The 16,471-nt window shown below is 37.9% G+C and carries 11 protein-coding genes; 1 reads left to right on the top strand and 10 read right to left on the bottom strand.

The window, feature by feature from the left end:
• Positions 1–24: 24 nt before the first annotated feature.
• On the bottom strand, positions 25–1,560 hold the full coding sequence (locus tag ACO05S_RS13400; protein WP_421918515.1) for a TldD/PmbA family protein: 1,536 nt from the start codon (positions 1,558–1,560) through the stop codon (positions 25–27).
• 141 nt (positions 1,561–1,701) lie between these two features.
• Here ACO05S_RS13400 and ACO05S_RS13395 point away from each other — a divergent pair, with 141 nt between their 5' ends.
• Positions 1,702–3,789 (top strand): prolyl oligopeptidase family serine peptidase, encoded by a 2,088-nt coding sequence (locus tag ACO05S_RS13395; RefSeq protein ID WP_421918514.1) that lies wholly within the window; start codon positions 1,702–1,704, stop codon positions 3,787–3,789.
• A 490-nt stretch (positions 3,790–4,279) separates the two neighbouring features.
• On the opposite strand, the gene ilvA is transcribed toward ACO05S_RS13395, so the two are convergent.
• The 9 genes from ilvA to ilvB all read right to left on the bottom strand — a co-directional run bounded on the left by ilvA (position 4,280) and on the right by ilvB (position 16,462).
• Entirely contained in the window at positions 4,280–5,545 is a 1,266-nt protein-coding gene (gene ilvA, locus ACO05S_RS13390) for a threonine ammonia-lyase (RefSeq protein WP_421918513.1), read from the bottom strand.
• 129 nt (positions 5,546–5,674) lie between these two features.
• A complete protein-coding gene (gene leuB, locus ACO05S_RS13385; protein ID WP_421918512.1) occupies positions 5,675–6,745 on the bottom strand; it encodes a 3-isopropylmalate dehydrogenase in 1,071 nt (356 codons plus the stop codon).
• Between the two features lie 86 nt (positions 6,746–6,831).
• Positions 6,832–8,397: an alpha-isopropylmalate synthase regulatory domain-containing protein gene (locus tag ACO05S_RS13380; RefSeq protein WP_421918511.1), complete on the bottom strand. Its 1,566-nt coding sequence runs from the start codon at positions 8,395–8,397 to the stop codon at positions 6,832–6,834.
• 114 nt (positions 8,398–8,511) lie between these two features.
• Positions 8,512–9,093, bottom strand: coding sequence for a 3-isopropylmalate dehydratase small subunit (leuD, locus tag ACO05S_RS13375; protein WP_421918510.1), 582 nt, complete (start codon positions 9,091–9,093; stop codon positions 8,512–8,514).
• 219 nt (positions 9,094–9,312) lie between these two features.
• Positions 9,313–10,713 carry a 3-isopropylmalate dehydratase large subunit gene (gene leuC / locus ACO05S_RS13370; protein WP_421918509.1) on the bottom strand — a complete coding sequence of 467 codons (1,401 nt, stop codon included), beginning with the start codon at positions 10,711–10,713 and terminating at the stop codon, positions 9,313–9,315.
• A gap of 223 nt (positions 10,714–10,936) precedes the next feature.
• Positions 10,937–12,433, bottom strand: a complete 1,497-nt coding sequence (locus ACO05S_RS13365; protein WP_421918508.1) for a 2-isopropylmalate synthase — start codon at positions 12,431–12,433, stop codon at positions 10,937–10,939.
• 537 nt (positions 12,434–12,970) lie between these two features.
• A complete protein-coding gene (gene ilvC, locus ACO05S_RS13360) occupies positions 12,971–14,017 on the bottom strand; it encodes a ketol-acid reductoisomerase (protein ID WP_421918507.1) in 1,047 nt (348 codons plus the stop codon).
• 103 nt (positions 14,018–14,120) lie between these two features.
• The gene (gene ilvN / locus ACO05S_RS13355) at positions 14,121–14,636 is read right to left on the bottom strand and encodes an acetolactate synthase small subunit (protein WP_421918506.1); all 516 of its coding nucleotides are present in this window, start codon (positions 14,634–14,636) and stop codon (positions 14,121–14,123) included.
• Positions 14,637–14,725: 89 nt separating this feature from the next.
• Entirely contained in the window at positions 14,726–16,462 is a 1,737-nt protein-coding gene (gene ilvB / locus ACO05S_RS13350) for a biosynthetic-type acetolactate synthase large subunit (protein WP_421918505.1), read from the bottom strand.
• Between the last annotated feature and the right edge of the window lie 9 nt (positions 16,463–16,471).

Genomic DNA, 16,471 nt, shown 5'->3' with positions numbered 1-16,471 from the left:
TTGATAAATGATACATGAGTGCAATTAAGCATTAACTCCACCAACAGTAAGTTTCGATACTTTTATTGTTGGTAAGCCCAGCGATACAGGAACTCCTTGTCCACTCTTACCACAAGTCCATGTGCTATAATCCATTTTAAAATCGTTAGCTACCATTTCAATTTCGGCCAATGATTCAGGACCATTACCAATCAAGTTGATATCTTTAATTGGTTGAGTTAGTTTTCCATTTTCAATTAAATAGCCCGATTTCACATAGAATGTAAAATCACCGGCACCGATTTTCACCTCACCATTGGTGAATGTATCAACAAATACACCTTCTTTAACGCTTGCTATAATTTCATCCTTTGAATGCGGACCATTTTCCATGTATGTATTTCTCATCCGCGGAATAGGAGCAAATCGAAACGATTCTCTTCTGCCATTACCAGTAGGATCGACACCGTAATGATTGGCACTAATTCTATCATGAATATAACTGGTCAACACACCATTTTCAACCAATTTAGTTTTCTGGGTGTCAATTCCTTCATCATCGATATTCACCGAACCTCTAACATTTGGATTGGTTCCATCGTCAACAATGGTAACGAATTCCTTACCAATCTTCTTACCCATTTTATCGGAGAAGATAGAAGTTTCCTTGCGGTTGAAATCGGCCTCGAAAGCGTGACCAATGGCTTCGTGAAGAAGAATTCCCGAGCTACCTGCCGCAAGAACAACCGGCATTTCACCCGCTTTTGGTTTGCCGGCAAGGAATTGACGTTTTGCCCCGCTTACAGCTTCATTGGCAATTTCGTCTAACAATTCATCATTTAAGTATTCGAATCCAATTCTCATCGAACGAGCAGAATAAAAGTCTTCTTTCTTGTCTCCATCAATCAAGACACAGCTGGCCGAAAGACTAAACATTGGTCTGTAATCAAAACTTAAAATCCCTTCTGAATTAGCAAATAAAACATGGCTCGATTCATCATTCAAGTATACCTGTACTTTATCTACTTTTTCATCCAATGCAAAAATTTTATCATTCAATTTTTGCAGAAATGGGATTTTCTGTTTGATGGATACATCTTCCCAGGCAGTTTTAAATTTGTAATAATCAGGATGGGTTTTCTCATTTAAGTTAATGGGCGGAAAATCTTTACTTTCGTTGGCAATGCTTGCAGCAGTTTTTGCCACTTTTAGCATGGCTCCCAAACTAACTTCTTCCGAAAATGCATAGCCTGTTTGATCTCCTTTTAAAACCCTAACTCCAACTCCATAATCGATGTTAGAACCAGCACGGTTTACTTCATTATCCATTAATGAAACATTATTGGAAAGTGTGTGCTCAAAAAACAAATCACAATAGTCGCCTCCTCTCGATAAGGCTTCAGCCATAACTTTTTGTAACATCTCTTTGTTTACACCAAAGTGTTGCAGATATTCTTCCAAAGCTGATTGCTCAGTTAATCGATTACATCCAAAACTTAAAAAGGAAGGAAGAATCGCCATTCCTGCAAGAGACACAGATCCGGTACGGACAAAGTCTCTTCTTGAAACTTCATTATTCATACAAATGTGTTTAAGGTTAGGGTTTTCTTTGATTCTTTTGGCAGACAAAAGTTAAGACTTTTTATTGTCATAAAAGCATGTTTTTTATAAATTCGCTACTCATTAAAACACACCTAGAACTTAAATTAACTTTTATTCATCATGTGTAAATTTATTTCTCATTCTTTATTCATTATCGTAATGGTATGGAGTATAAAAACGACCCATGCCCAGAAATTAGAATATCCACTTTGCCCAAAACATACTGTTACAGATACTTTTTTCAATAAATATGTGGTATCAGAAAACTACAGATGGTTAGAGAATGTAAGAAACGATAGCATTCTAAACTGGGTAGAACAAGAAAATAAACTGGCAAAAAAGTACTTGCAAAAGGCTTCAGCCAAATATAATTGCAAAACCTTAATTGATAAATATGACTATGTAATTATGGATTTTCCTGTTAAAGATGGCAAATACTATTTCTGCAAAAAAAGGCGAAATGACTTCGCCACTGCTGGTTTATATATGGGAAGCAGTCCAAAAAACATCGATCAGCTCTTAATTGATCCAAATTATAGCAGGAAAGGAGATAAAGTAAATATCGAAGGATATTCCGTTTCAAAAAATTCAAAACATCTGGCATATACTATTAGCAGAAACGGCTCCGACTGGAGGGAAATCAGAACCATTGCATTGCCATCAGGAAGCGAAATGAAAGATCATTTAACTGGTGTTAAATTTTCAGCAATTGCTTGGAGAGGCGATGGCTTTTATTATTCCAGATATCCTAATTTAGGGGAATTTTACGCTACAATTGGAGAAGAAATCTATTATCACAAACTTGGAGAGCCTCAGGAAAAAGATCAACTAATTTTTAAAAGAAAAAATCCAAAAGTACAATTCAGTTACCAGATGACTTCGGATGAAAGGTTTTTTATCCTTAGAGAAAAAACAAAATACTACTACAACTATTTCTTTATTGATTTTCATTCGGAAAAGCCATACCTAAGACCTTTGTTAATGAAACAAAAGTCGGCTATTTCGTTTGTAGATAATTATAATGGTAAATTAATTGCAACTAGCGGTAAAAATACCAATGGAGGTATGGTTGTTGAAATCGACCCTTTTAATCCCACCAAGTGGAGATTAGTTGTACCAGAAGTGAACAATGCTGTTTTAACAGATTGCATTGCCAAAAGGGATCGAATTTTATTAATCTATCAAAGCAATCAACATCCACTCCTTAAAGTATATAATATAGCAGGAAAGCCACTTTATAGTCTGGCATTGCCGGATGCAAGTTCAATTTATGGATTTAACGGTGAAAAAGATGATGAAGAGGTGTACTTTTTTATGGAAAGATATACTATTCCTCCCTTGCCTTACATTTTCAACACAAAAACTTTTGAACGAAGATTTGGTGAAACGGTGCAGGTTACCTACAACTTTAAAAACTACGAACACAAATCAATGATGTACCCAATTAACGACTCGATTCGTGTTCCGATGAATATCGTATACAAAAAAGGACTAAAATTGAATGGAGATAACCCTTGCCTTCTGAAAGTATACGGCGGATTTGGCAGCATTTCTTCTCCAAGATTTGATGCTGGAATAATTTACTTCATCGAACAAGGAGGAGTATTTGCGTATGCCAATGTTCGCGGTAGTGGCGATCTTGGGAAAGAATGGATTAAGGCAGGTAGAGGATTAAACAAACAAAATACCATAGACGATGTTCATTCCGCTGCAGAATACTTAATTAAAGAAGGCTATACCACTCAGAAAAAAATTGCCATTAATGGCGCTTCACATGGAGGATTAATCGTAGCTGCAGCTGCAATTCAACGTCCTGATTTATATGCTGCTGTGGTTCCTGACGTAGCGGTAACAGATATGTTACGTTTCGAAAATTTCACAGTAGGATCAATACACACAAATGAATTTGGTACGGTTACAGACTCGCTTGATTTTATGAACCTGAGAAGCTATTCTCCATTGCACAATATTAAAGAAGACGTAAATTATCCGGCCATGTTAATCATGACCGCCGAAAACGACGATCGTGTACCTCCTTTTCACTCCTATAAATTTGTTGCGGAACTTCAAAATCGTGAAGCTCAATTAAATCCCATATTATTGAGAGTAGAAAAAAAAGCCGGCCATTATGGTGGTATTAATCATGTATCGATCATACGCGAAAAGGCTGACATGTACGGCTTCTTAATGAAAATATTATCAAGATAAACCAGATCATACCAAAAGCGATATTCCCGGCATGGCAATATCGCTTTTTAGATTTTATACCAGTATTAACTTACGAAACACTAACACAGGTAGCTACGAGCACCCCTCGTAGGTAGCTACGAGGGGCTCCCACGAAAAAAAACCGGATAGCGAAAACCATCCGGATTGTTTTTAATAACCTGAGTTCGACGTAAAATTCGTTCACAGTTTGATCTGATTTTGAGTAGAAATTTTATCAATTTTTCGAAGGAATATCGGGATATTTCAAGAAGATTTGAGGAAATTTATGCCGAAAGCAGGCTAACACATAATGGAAAGTTCTCTTTACGACATCTTCACATTAAAAATTCCTCAAAATAGCACGCTATTCTTTCCAAATTTTTAATGCAAATCTATCCCAAATAGAACTTTCTGTGGATAGAATTTTACGTCGAACTCACGTTTAATAATAAGCTGACTTTCTGTGGTGATTATTTTTGATCGAAGGTCATTAAATGATGAACTGAAACAAGTCAGTCTTGTCATTTAAATATTCAAATACAAAATTTCTTTCCGTCATTCGCTCCTGAAGTCTCGTTAAATCCTCAGGCTGTCGCACCTCAATGCCAATTACAGCAGGACCTTTTTCTCTACTGTGTTTTTTGTAATACTCAAAGTGTGTAATGTCATCGCCCTGATCTAAAACATCATTTACAAACTCTTTTAAAGCGCCTGAACGCTGAGGAAACCGAACAATAAAATAATGCTTTAGGCCTTCGTAAAGCAAACTACGCTCTTTAATTTCTTCCATGCGTGTGATATCATTATTGCTACCACTAAGAATACAAACAACGTTTTTGCTTTTTATTTTATCTGATATCAATTCCAAAGCAGCAATCGATAATGCGCCTGCTGGTTCAGCTACAATTGCATCCTCGTTATATAGTCTTAATATGGTTGAACAAATTAATCCTTCGGGAACCACAATAATATCATCCAATACTTTCTCGCATATTCGCCAGGTTAAGTCACCAACCTTTTGCACAGCGGCTCCATCAACAAATCGATCGATTGTGTTTAATGAAACATTCTCCTTTTTCTCGAATGCTGTTTTCATGGAAGGTGCACCTTCGGGCTCAACTCCAATAATTTTGGTTTTCGGACTAAACTCCTTGATCCAGGCACCCAGCCCCGAAGCCAATCCTCCTCCACCTATAGGTACAATAATGTAATCAATAGGATCAGGGCAATCTTGCAATATCTCAAGACCAATGGTTCCTTGTCCTTCAATAATTTTAGCATCATCAAAAGGATGGATAAAGGTTTTGCCTTGCTCTTTTGCATCTGCCAAAGCCTGATTTGATGCATCATCGAAAGTATCTCCCGTAAGGATTACCTCAACAAACTCGCCACCAAACATTTTGACTTGTTTAATTTTCTGACGAGGGGTTGTTTCCGGCATATAAATTACACCACAACATCCGAGTTTCTGACAGGAATAAGCTACCCCTTGTGCATGATTGCCAGCACTGGCACAAACTATTCCTTTGGCAAGTTGTTCCCTACTTAATCCGGCTATTTTATTGTAAGCTCCTCTTATTTTGTAAGATCTCACCATTTGAAGATCTTCCCGCTTTAAGCGGATATTGGCATCATATTTTAAAGACAGGTTCATGTTCTTCAGTAAAGGTGTAGCTTCAACCACCTCTTTAACTGTTCGACCAGCCTTTACAATATCAGCCATTTTTGGATAATAATGTTCTGTTTTTTTTGTCACGTTTCCCCCTTTGTGATTTTTTCCCTTTTGTGATTTAATTAAAAAATAAACAAGCCATTGGCTTTTAGCAGTTGGCTATTAGCATTTTAATATTACCAATAGCCAACTGCTAAAAGCCAACTGCCTTATTTACGCTTTTTCTATATAATCAGCCAACCAATCTCCAACTTCTGATGTTGAATAAGATTTTTTTCCGTCCGCAATATCTTCGGTTACCACTCCCTCTTCTAAAGACTTGTCTACTGCCTCACGAATTAAGGCACCTTCTTTCATCATGCCAAATGCATATTCAAACATCATTGCTGCCGAAAGCACCGTTGCACATGGATTGGCTATATTTTTACCAGCGGCCTGTGGATACGATCCGTGAATTGGCTCGAATACCGAAGTATGAACACCAATAGATGCCGACGGTAACATCCCCATTGAACCAGATATCACACTTGCCTCATCGGTAAGAATATCTCCAAACATATTTTCGGTAACCATTACATCAAAACGTTTTGGCCAGGTAATAATTTGCATGGCAGCATTATCCACAAACATGTATTCCACTTCGATATCCGGATAATCAGGAGCTACTTTTTGTCCAATTTCTCTCCACAATCTGGAAGTTGCCAATACATTTGCTTTATCAACAATGGTGAGTTTTTTTCTTCTTTTGCCAGCATATTCGAATCCTAATCGAATGATTCTTTCAATTTCTTCGGCGGTGTAAACACAAGAATCGTAAGCCGTTTTGCCATCTTCGCTTCTGCCCTGTGGGCGACCGAAGTATATACCTCCTGTAAGTTCACGGATACACATAAAATCGGCTCCATCCACCAATTCGGTTTTTAGTGGCGATTTGTGAATTAGCGACTTGAAAGTATTCACAGGACGCAAGTTTGCATACAAACCCAATGTTTGTCTCATCTTTAAAAGCCCTTGCTCCGGACGAACTTTAGCCGAAGGGTCGTTATCGAATTTAGGGTGGCCTATTGCACCAAAAAGTACTGCATCCGAATTCATACACAATTCATGAGTATCAGCCGGATAAGGATCGCCGACCTCATCGATGGCCGCAGCTCCAACCAAAGCCTTGGTATATTCGAATTCATGGTCAAACTTTTTTGTGATTGCATCACATACTTTTTTTGCCTGTTCAACGATTTCAGGACCAATACCATCACCTGGTAATACTGCTATTTTGTAAGTCATTTTTAATTTAGATTTGAGTTATTAGATTTGAGATGTTAGATGAGAAGTTTACGAAGCTCCTCCCAATCTAATAATTTTGTATTTTGTTATTTATTTTTTAATGATAATTGTTCACTGTTATTACTGCACTGTTGTTCCAAAAGGTTTAGCATTCTTGATGTTGCTTTAATCGCTGCTTCAACCTGATCGGGATCCAATCCACGCGTTTTAAATTCCTTCCCATTAAAATCCCATGTGATAAGAGTTTCTACCAAAGCATCGGTTTTACCTCCTGGCGGAATTCTAACGAAATAATCTTTTAGTATGGGGCGATCTTTCCCTAAGGTCTCGTATACACTCCAAATTGCATTCATAAAAGCATCATACTGACCATCTCCTGATGCTGTACCCTCATGCATTTCGCCATTAATTTCTAAATTAACAGATGCGAAGGGACGCATTCCTTTCGATAATGACAAAGAATAATGCTTGATCACAATAGGCTTGTCCTCCATGCTTTGATTTAACACATCAGAAACGATATAGGGAAGATCCTCGGTTGTAACTGTTTCTTTCTTATCGCCTAGTTCAATTACTTTTTGAGTAACCTTTTTCATGGTTTCCTCTTCCAGTGTCATTCCAAGCTCCTCAAGGTTTTTCTTGATATTTGCCTTGCCTGAAGTTTTTCCTAAGGCATACTTTCTTTTACGACCAAAACGCTCGGGCATTAATCGATTAAAGTACAAGTCGTCTTTAGAATCTCCATCTGCATGAACACCGCAAGTTTGCGTAAACACATTCTCACCTACCAAAGGCTTATTGGCCGGAATTCTAATTCCTGAAAAAGTTTCAACAATACGACTAACCGTATTGATCTTTTCCTCGTTCACATTAATCTTTCTGGAAAGGTGATCTTTTATCACCCCCACAACCGAGGCCAATGGAGCATTGCCAGCCCTCTCGCCCAAACCGTTTACTGTTGTGTGGATTCCGTTGACTCCGGCCAAAACCGATGAATAAACATTTGCCAAAGCCAAATCATAATCGTTATGAGCATGAAAATCGAAATGCAGTTTTGGATATCTTTCGCGGCAAGCATAACAAAAATCAAAAGCCTGAACTTGGTTCATTACTCCCAAAGTATCAGGCAGCATAAACCTTTGTATTTTCTCATTTTGCAGTTCATCCAACAGATACCAAACGTAATCTATTGAGCTCATCATCCCGTTCGACCAATCTTCCAAATAAAGATTAACCTTTATGCCAAGTTCCTCAGCGTAAGCCACTGCATCTTTAATATCCCGTACATGCTGACCGGGAGACTTTCGAAGTTGTCCCTGCAAATGCTTTAATGAACCCTTTGCCAACAAGTTTACAACACGTGCACCACTTTTATAAATCCAATCTAACGAAGCTTTTCCATCAATAAATCCCAATACTTCGATTTTATCAATCATACCATTTTCTTCGGCCCATTGGGTAATTTTCTTTACTGCCTGAAATTCTCCTTCCGATACTCTTGCGGAAGCAACTTCCAATCGATCTACTTTAAGGGATTGCAACAAGAGCTTAGCAACACCTAATTTTTCATTGGCATTAAAGCTAACTCCCGAGGTTTGCTCACCATCCCTGAGTGTGGTATCCATTATTTCTAAGCTACGCAGTTCATTCATTCTTTGTGTTATTTTGTGAATGTGTTAGTTTGTAAATTCGGAAATAATATCATTGTTATTTTGCAACTTGTCCCATACTAAATAGTTAATTTACAAAGTCACAATTTTGCGAATTTACTTTTCCTCAAATTCAACTATGTTTTCTTTTTTATCCAAGAGGTAATCTATGTCATCGAATCCATTCAATAAGCAATTTTTCTTGTAAGGATTAATTTCAAACACCTCTTTTTCTCCATTCAATAATATGCTTTGTTTTTCAAGATCTACAACAAGTTGCTGCTTGTTATCTTTCTCTACAGCCTCAAAAATCTTACTTAAAAACTCAGGTGATACCACAACAGGTAGCACTCCGTTGTTCAAAGCATTATTTCTAAAAATATCTGCAAAGAAACTGCTAACAACAACCTTAAAACCATAATCGTTAACCGCCCAGGCTGCATGTTCTCTTGAAGACCCACTTCCAAAGTTTTTTCCTGCAACCAGAATCTTACCAGCATACTTCGGATCATTCAAAATAAAATCTTTGTTTACTGATCCATCCGGATTAAATCTCCAGTCTCTAAATAAGTTTTCTCCAAAACCTTCACGACTTGTTGCTTTTAAGAAACGTGCAGGTATAATCTGATCCGTATCTACATTTTCGATTGGAAGAGGTACATAAGTAGACTCTAATACGGTAAATTTATCTATTGGCATATCTTTTTATTTATGCTATTAGCTTTTGGCTATTAGCCTTTAGCTAAAAAATATTAATGTATACTTTAATTCAGTGTAATCTAAAAGTTTCCACTCAGAAACTTCATTCTTTTATTGAGTTTTATTGTTAATAACCAAAGGCTAACAGCCAATAGCTTTCTTAATTTATTCAACAAGTAGAAAAGTGTTTATGTGTTTTAGACCACTCACATTATTCCATTAAAACAACTCTCTGGGATCTGTAATAACCCCGGTAACTGCCGCAGCCGCAGCTGTTAACGGACTGGCCAACAAAGTTCTTGATCCCGGGCCTTGTCTTCCTTCAAAGTTTCTGTTCGATGTAGAAACACTGTATTTTCCTGCAGGAACTTTATCGTCATTCATTGCCAAACATGCCGAGCAGCCTGGCTGACGAAGCTTAAATCCCGCCTCTTCAAGAACTTCAACCAAACCCTCTTCCTGAGCTTGCTTTTCAACTTGCTTCGAACCGGGAACAATCCATGCTGTAACCGAATCAGCCTTTTTCTTGCCTTTTATAACCGAAGCCAACATCCTTAAATCTTCGATTCTACCATTGGTACAACTTCCAACAAATACGTAGTCAACCTTCTTACCTAACAGTTTATCACCTAATCCAAATCCCATATATTCAAGAGATTTTTTGAACGTAGGCAATTCAGATGAATCCACTTGTTCAGCCGATGGAATACTTCCTGTAATTCCTGTGCCCATGCCTGGGTTAGTACCGTAGGTTAACATTGGTTCGATATCCTCTGCTTTAAATGTGTATTCTTTATCGAATACAGCTCCATCATCGGTTTTCAGTTCCTTCCATTTGGCTAGAGCTATGTCCCAATCTTCGCCTTTAGGAGCAAACTCACGACCTTTCACATACTCAAATGTAGTTTCATCTGGTGCAATCATTCCACCGCGAGCTCCCATTTCAATACTCATATTACAAACTGTCATTCTGCCCTCCATGCTTAATTTGCGAACTGCCAATCCTGCATACTCTACAAAATATCCAGTTGCTCCTCCTGTTCCCAATTGAGCAATCACGTAAAGTGTAAGATCCTTTGCGGTAACACCTTTTTGTAATTCACCCTCGAGGGTAATTCGCATTTTTTTAGGCTTAGGCTGAAGAATACACTGAGTGGCCAAAACCATTTCCACTTCTGAAGTACCAATACCAAAAGCAACAGCACCAAAAGCACCGTGAGTAGAGGTATGACTATCACCACAAACCATTGTCATCCCTGGTTGTGTATGTCCCAATTCCGGCCCAACCACGTGAACAATGCCATTCTTAGGATGGTTTATTCCGTAAAGAGTAATGTTATTTTTCTCACAATTTGCACTTAAGGTTTCCACCTGATTTCTTGACAATTCATCTTTAATGGTAAGATGTTGATTTTCGGTTGGAATATTGTGATCAGGAGTGGCAACCGTTTTTTCCGGACGAAAAACTTTTAAGCCTCGAGCCTCTAGGCCGGCAAAGGCCTGTGGACTTGTCACTTCATGTATCAAATGTTTATCGATATACAATACACTTGGGCCTCCTTCGATTTTCTCAACCACATGAGCATCCCAAACTTTATCAAATAATGTTTTTGGTTCCATTTTTATTTAGCTGTTAGCCGATAGCTTATAGCTGTTGGCTTATTTAATTATTTTATTTTTATGGATTTTAATAAAGCAACAGAATTAGATTTCAATAGTTTGATTTGGTAATTTCCCTAATCAGGGAAAACCCATCTCGAAAACAATATTCTGAATTCATCATTGCCTTAAAAATTAATCTTTTCAACATTTATAGTGCAAAGAAATCTCCAATACTCTTTTTCTAGTAAACAATCTTCGAAAGGGCATCTACCAAGGCTTCAACCGAGGCAGTAATGATATCCACATTAGCTCCAAAACCATATACAACCTTACCATTATGCTCTAACTGAACGTGTACTTTACCAAGGTCATCACTTCCGCGAGTTAATGCTTGCACCAAGAATTCTCCCAAGGTGAACTTTTGCTTAATCAACGTTTTAACAGCATTGAAACAAGCATCAATCGGGCCATTACCTTCTGCCGTTGCGGCACACTTTTCGCCCTTAATTTTAAGATGAACCGTTGCCATTGGTATGGTTGATTTACCCGAAACAACTTGTAACAATTCTAATTCCACAGTTTTGTCCAGGTTTTCTTTCTCACCCATTAATTCAGCAAGATCTTTCTCACTCACATTTTTACGCTGATCGGCCATCATCAGAAATCTTGAATAAGCATCATCCAAATCTTCTCTGGACAATTCATAACCCATCTGTTGCAAATGGTGATTTAATGCAGCTCGACCACTACGAGCTGTCAAAACAATAGCCGATTCCTGAATTCCAACATCTACAGGATCAATAATCTCGTAATTTTCTCTGTTTTTCAATACTCCATCCTGGTGAATTCCCGAAGAATGCGCAAAAGCATTTCTACCTACAATGGCCTTGTTAGCCTGCACCGGCATGTTCATTAATGAAGAAACCAATCGACTTGCTCCATAAATTTCCTTGGTACAGATATCGGTATGTAAAGGCAAATCGTGATGCGTTTTTATTGCCATAACAACCTCTTCCAATGAAGTATTACCAGCACGCTCACCAATCCCATTAATGGTTACCTCCACCTGACGGGCTCCGTTAATTACACCACTTAGCGAGTTCGCTGTTGCCATACCCAAATCATTATGACAGTGAGTAGACAGTATTGCCTTGTGCACATTAGTAACATTCTCCATCAAATATTTGATTTTTGCACCATATTCGGCAGGCAAACAATATCCTGTTGTATCAGGAATATTAATTACCGTAGCTCCTGCAGCGATTACCGCCTCAACTACTTTTGCCAAATATTCATTTTCCGACCTGCCCGCATCCTCAGCATAAAACTCAACATCCTCAACATATCGCTTTGCATATTTTACCGCACGAACAGCACGCTCCAATATTTCGTCTGGATTCGAATTCAGTTTTGATTTGATATGATATGGTGAAGTTCCAATTCCTGTATGGATTCTGCCTCGCTTTGCAAACTTGAGTGCCTCAGCAGCAACATCTATATCTTTTTCAACTGCACGTGTTAAAGCACAAATGGTAGGATTACTTACTGCTTTAGCGATCTCGACGACCGACTGGAAATCCCCTGGACTTGAAACCGGGAAACCTGCTTCAATAACATCAACACCTAAAGCTTCAAGTGTTTTTGCCACTTCAATCTTTTCAATCGTATTCAATTGGCAACCTGGCACTTGCTCTCCATCTCGCAATGTTGTGTCGAAAATAAATAACTTGTCACTCATTTCTTTTGTTTTGCTAATTTGGTTATTAACTAGTTTTTGCTGTTTAAAAAAAAAGTTCCTCCACTTTTGGAAGAACTTAGCATTATGATCATTTTTTCTTTTTCAGATTATAACACAGTCTTCCTACTCGATCTTCTAATAATAATGAGATCAAGAATGAGAATTAAGCCAATAATTAATGAACTTGCGTACATCTTCTTTTGTTTCTGCGTTAATGATTTAGTCTGATTTTTCAAACACTGAACAAACCTAAAAACTAATGTCTATCCGAAAAAACAATTTATCTCAACAAGCTACGATATTCAAAGCAATTCGAATTTATTTTTTCTGCCAGTCAATTCCTTATATCTATCTCATAATCTATAGAATAAATCCATAGTCAATCCTTACAGATATGGGATATTCAAGGGATTTTTAGTGTATAAGTTTAGGAGCAAACAAGTGAAAGAATCAAAATGTACTTTATACCAGTTTTATATACAATAAAACCGTATTTGTTTCTGTTACTCTTTCACTTGGTTATTCTTTATATTCCTTTTAATTATTTTCCGGGCGAAGTTTACGAACAGCTGTGCCTGCTTTCCACATTTCACTATCGCGTAATTCCTTCAACTCCTCTTCCAAATTAACACGATAATCTTCTTCACTATTCGAGTCGATAGAACGTTGAGCCTCGTTACCAGCAGCTACCTCCTTGTATAGTTTTTCGAAAACCGGCTTGGTGGCATCGCGGAAAGGCTTCCACCAGTCCAATGCTCCTCGTTGTGCCGTGGTTGAAGTATTTGCATACATCCAGTCCATTCCGTTTTCTGCTACCAATGGCATCAAACTCTGAGTTAACTCTTCAACAGTTTCGTTGAAAGCCTCCGAAGGTGAATGTCCATTGGCACGAAGAACTTCGTATTGAGCGGCAAAAATCCCCTGGATACATCCCATTAAGGTACCACGCTCACCTGTAAGATCAGAGTATACTTCTCTTTTGAATGTAGTTTCGAATAGATAACCTGAACCTACTCCAATACCTAAAGCTACAACTCTATCAAAAGCCTTACCTGTTGCATCCTGGAAAATTGCGTAAGATGAATTCAAACCTCTTCCTTCCAAGAACATTCTTCTTAAACTTGTACCTGATCCTTTTGGTGCAACAAGAATTACATCAACATCTGCCGGAGGAACAATCCCTGTTCGTTCTTTATAAGTGATTCCAAATCCGTGAGAGAAATACAGAGCTTTTCCCGGAGTCAAATATTTTTTAACTGTTGGCCATACTGCAATCTGTCCGGCATCCGAAAGCAGATATTGAATTATAGTCGCTTTCTCCAAAGCTTCTTCAATTTCGAAAAGCGTTTCACCAGGAACCCAACCGTCGGCTACGGCCTTATCCCAAGTCTTTGATTCTTTACGCTGACCAATGATTACATTAAAACCATTATCCTTAAGATTTAATGATTGACCTGGTCCTTGAACACCATAACCTATAATTGCAATGGTTTCCTCTTTTAAAACTTCACGAGCTTTTTCCAATGGAAATTCCTCACGAGTTACTACTTGTTCTTCTACGCCGCCAAAATTAATTGTTGCCATTATTTTTTATTTTAGATATTAGATTTGAAATACAAGATATTAGATTAAAAAGGTGTGAATACTATTTTCCACATCTCATTTCTCTTATCTCATATCTATTTCATTAATTTGTTAATTCTTTCAAATAACTTGTAAACTCTTTTTGTTGACAAGAAACTGCTACTCTTCCGGATCTTGCAAATTGAAGAACTCCGTATTGCTCTAATTCGTTAAACAACTCTTGATTTTCTGCCTTGTAACCCACACGTTCGATTACTAAAAAATCTGGATTTACTGTCAAAATCTTAGCATTCTGTCTTCGAATTAATGCCTCAAGGTTTCCGTTCAACTTTGGAGAATTTGCAATTTTAAACAGTGCAACTTCCTGATGAACGATATCATCAGCCTCAAAATAAAGTGCCTTAAATACGCCGATGATTTTTTCCAACTGACGAACTACATTCTCAATCTTCTTTTCATCCGAGAATACTACAATAGTATATCTAGATACACCTTTAACTTCTGACTCTGATACCGTTAAACTTTCGATATTTATTTTTCGTCGCGAGAAAACTATTGTTACCTCATTCAACAAACCTATATTGTTTTCGGAAAAAACCGTTACTGTATATTCTTTCATTTTTTTAGTATTTAGTAACTAGTATCAAGTATTTAGAAAATTTACAGATCGTATAATTACTCATTATTAAATTCTTTATTACTAATTAATTATTCAAGCCTCATTTCAGAAACTGCTGCTCCCGGAGCAATCATTGGTAATACATTGCTCTCAGTCTCAACAACCACTTCTAAGAAGTAAGCACCCGGAAAATCAAGCATCTCCTGAATCGCATCCTGCAATTCTTCACGCTTACTAACCCTTCTTGCTTTTATACCATATCCTTCAACAATTTTTACAAAATCAGGATTGTCCATTTCGGTGTAAGAGAATCGCTGTTCAAAGAACAAGTCTTGCCACTGGCGTACCATTCCTAAGAATGAATTATTCAATACAATTGATTTTACAGGTAATTTGTACTGGCGAATTACAGCCAATTCCTGTATGGTCATCTGAAAACCACCATCTCCGGAAACAGAAACAACGGTTGCATTAGGATCTGCAATTTGAGCACCAATAGCAGCCGGCATACCAAATCCCATGGTTCCCAATCCTCCTGAAGTAACCTGAGTGTTTGGATTCTTAAACTTGTAATATCTCGCACTTGTCATTTGATGCTGACCTACATCGGTACACAGAATTGCCTCACCATTGGTTTTTTCTGAAAGACTATCAATTACCTCGGCCATGTTGATGCAGTCGCGAGTAGAATGGGTTTGCCCTTCAATTACTTTATCAAATTCCAATTGATAAAAATCTTTAAAGCTTTGCATCCATTCTTCTCGATACGATCCACTAACTAGCTTATTCAATTCATTTAATGCCTGTTTTGCATCTGCCAAAACAGGTACATCAACGCATATATTTTTGTTGTGTTCCGATCTATCAATATCAATATGAATGATTCTTGCTTGCCTTGCATATTTCGAAGTATCTCCCGTTACACGATCATCAAAACGCATCCCAATTGCAATCAAAACATCACACTCATTGGTGTTCATGTTAGGGCCATAATTGCCATGCATTCCAAGCATACCTACATAAAGTGGATGATCCGTTGGAAAAGCTGATAAGCCCAGTAAAGTACAGGCAACCGGCGTTTGAGTCTTTTCCACAAAGTCCATAAGTTCTTTTTCAGCTCCTGACAATAAGATTCCTTGACCAGCCAAAATCAATGGCTTTTTAGCGGAATTAATCAATTCTGCTGCAGCTGATATTTCATCCATATTCAACTTTGGTACAGGCTGATAGGATCGAAGACCTTTACATCTTTCGTACTTATACTCTGCTTTTTGTACTTGAGCATCCTTGGTAATATCTATTAGTACCGGTCCCGGACGACCAGAGCGTGCAATGTAGAAGGCTTTTGCCATTACCTCAGCTATTTCTTCCACTTTCGTGATTTGAAAATTCCATTTGGTAACCGGCATCGAAAGACCAACCATATTGGTTTCCTGAAATGCGTCTGAACCAAGCAAACCGCTAGGAACCTGACCAGTAATTACAACCATTGGCGTTGAATCCAGGTAGGCATCAGCCAAACCTGTTAGCAGGTTGGTTGCTCCGGGTCCCGAAGTAGTAAAACAAACTCCCGGTTTCTTAGTGATTCTGGCATAAGCTTGTGCACTATGAGTAGCTCCTTGCTCATGGCGAGACATATAATGTTTTAGTTCTTTCTGGTAATCGTACAATGCATCATACACCGGCATTATCGCACCTCCAATGTATCCAAACATGGTATCAACTCCTTCCTGAATTAAACTTTTAACCAATATCTCTGCTCCCGATATGATTTCGGTAGTTTTATTCATCTCCTTGGTATTTGCGCTTTTTGTTGCTGTTTCCATCTTGTTAAG

Origin of the sequence: Marinifilum sp., assembly GCF_965230805.1 — a bacterium.
In the GTDB taxonomy this organism is placed as follows: domain Bacteria; phylum Bacteroidota; class Bacteroidia; order Bacteroidales; family Marinifilaceae; genus Marinifilum.
The sequence above is the reverse complement of the archived record's forward strand: the minus strand, read 5'-3'. Positions and strand labels throughout refer to the sequence as shown.

Bases quoted from the DNA above. Each gene is read 5' to 3' on its own strand.
- ACO05S_RS13400 (WP_421918515.1), bottom strand. From the start codon at position 1,560: ATGAATAATGAAGTTTCAAGAAGAGACTTTGTCCGTACCGGATCTGTG.
- ACO05S_RS13395 (WP_421918514.1), top strand. From the start codon at position 1,702: ATGTGTAAATTTATTTCTCATTCTTTATTCATTATCGTAATGGTATGG.
- leuB (WP_421918512.1), bottom strand. From the start codon at position 6,745: ATGACTTACAAAATAGCAGTATTACCAGGTGATGGTATTGGTCCTGAA.
- ACO05S_RS13380 (WP_421918511.1), bottom strand. From the start codon at position 8,397: ATGAATGAACTGCGTAGCTTAGAAATAATGGATACCACACTCAGGGAT.
- leuD (WP_421918510.1), bottom strand. From the start codon at position 9,093: ATGCCAATAGATAAATTTACCGTATTAGAGTCTACTTATGTACCTCTT.
- leuC (WP_421918509.1), bottom strand. From the start codon at position 10,713: ATGGAACCAAAAACATTATTTGATAAAGTTTGGGATGCTCATGTGGTT.
- ACO05S_RS13365 (WP_421918508.1), bottom strand. From the start codon at position 12,433: ATGAGTGACAAGTTATTTATTTTCGACACAACATTGCGAGATGGAGAG.
- ilvC (WP_421918507.1), bottom strand. From the start codon at position 14,017: ATGGCAACAATTAATTTTGGCGGCGTAGAAGAACAAGTAGTAACTCGT.
- ilvN (WP_421918506.1), bottom strand. From the start codon at position 14,636: ATGAAAGAATATACAGTAACGGTTTTTTCCGAAAACAATATAGGTTTG.
- ilvB (WP_421918505.1), bottom strand. From the start codon at position 16,462: ATGGAAACAGCAACAAAAAGCGCAAATACCAAGGAGATGAATAAAACT.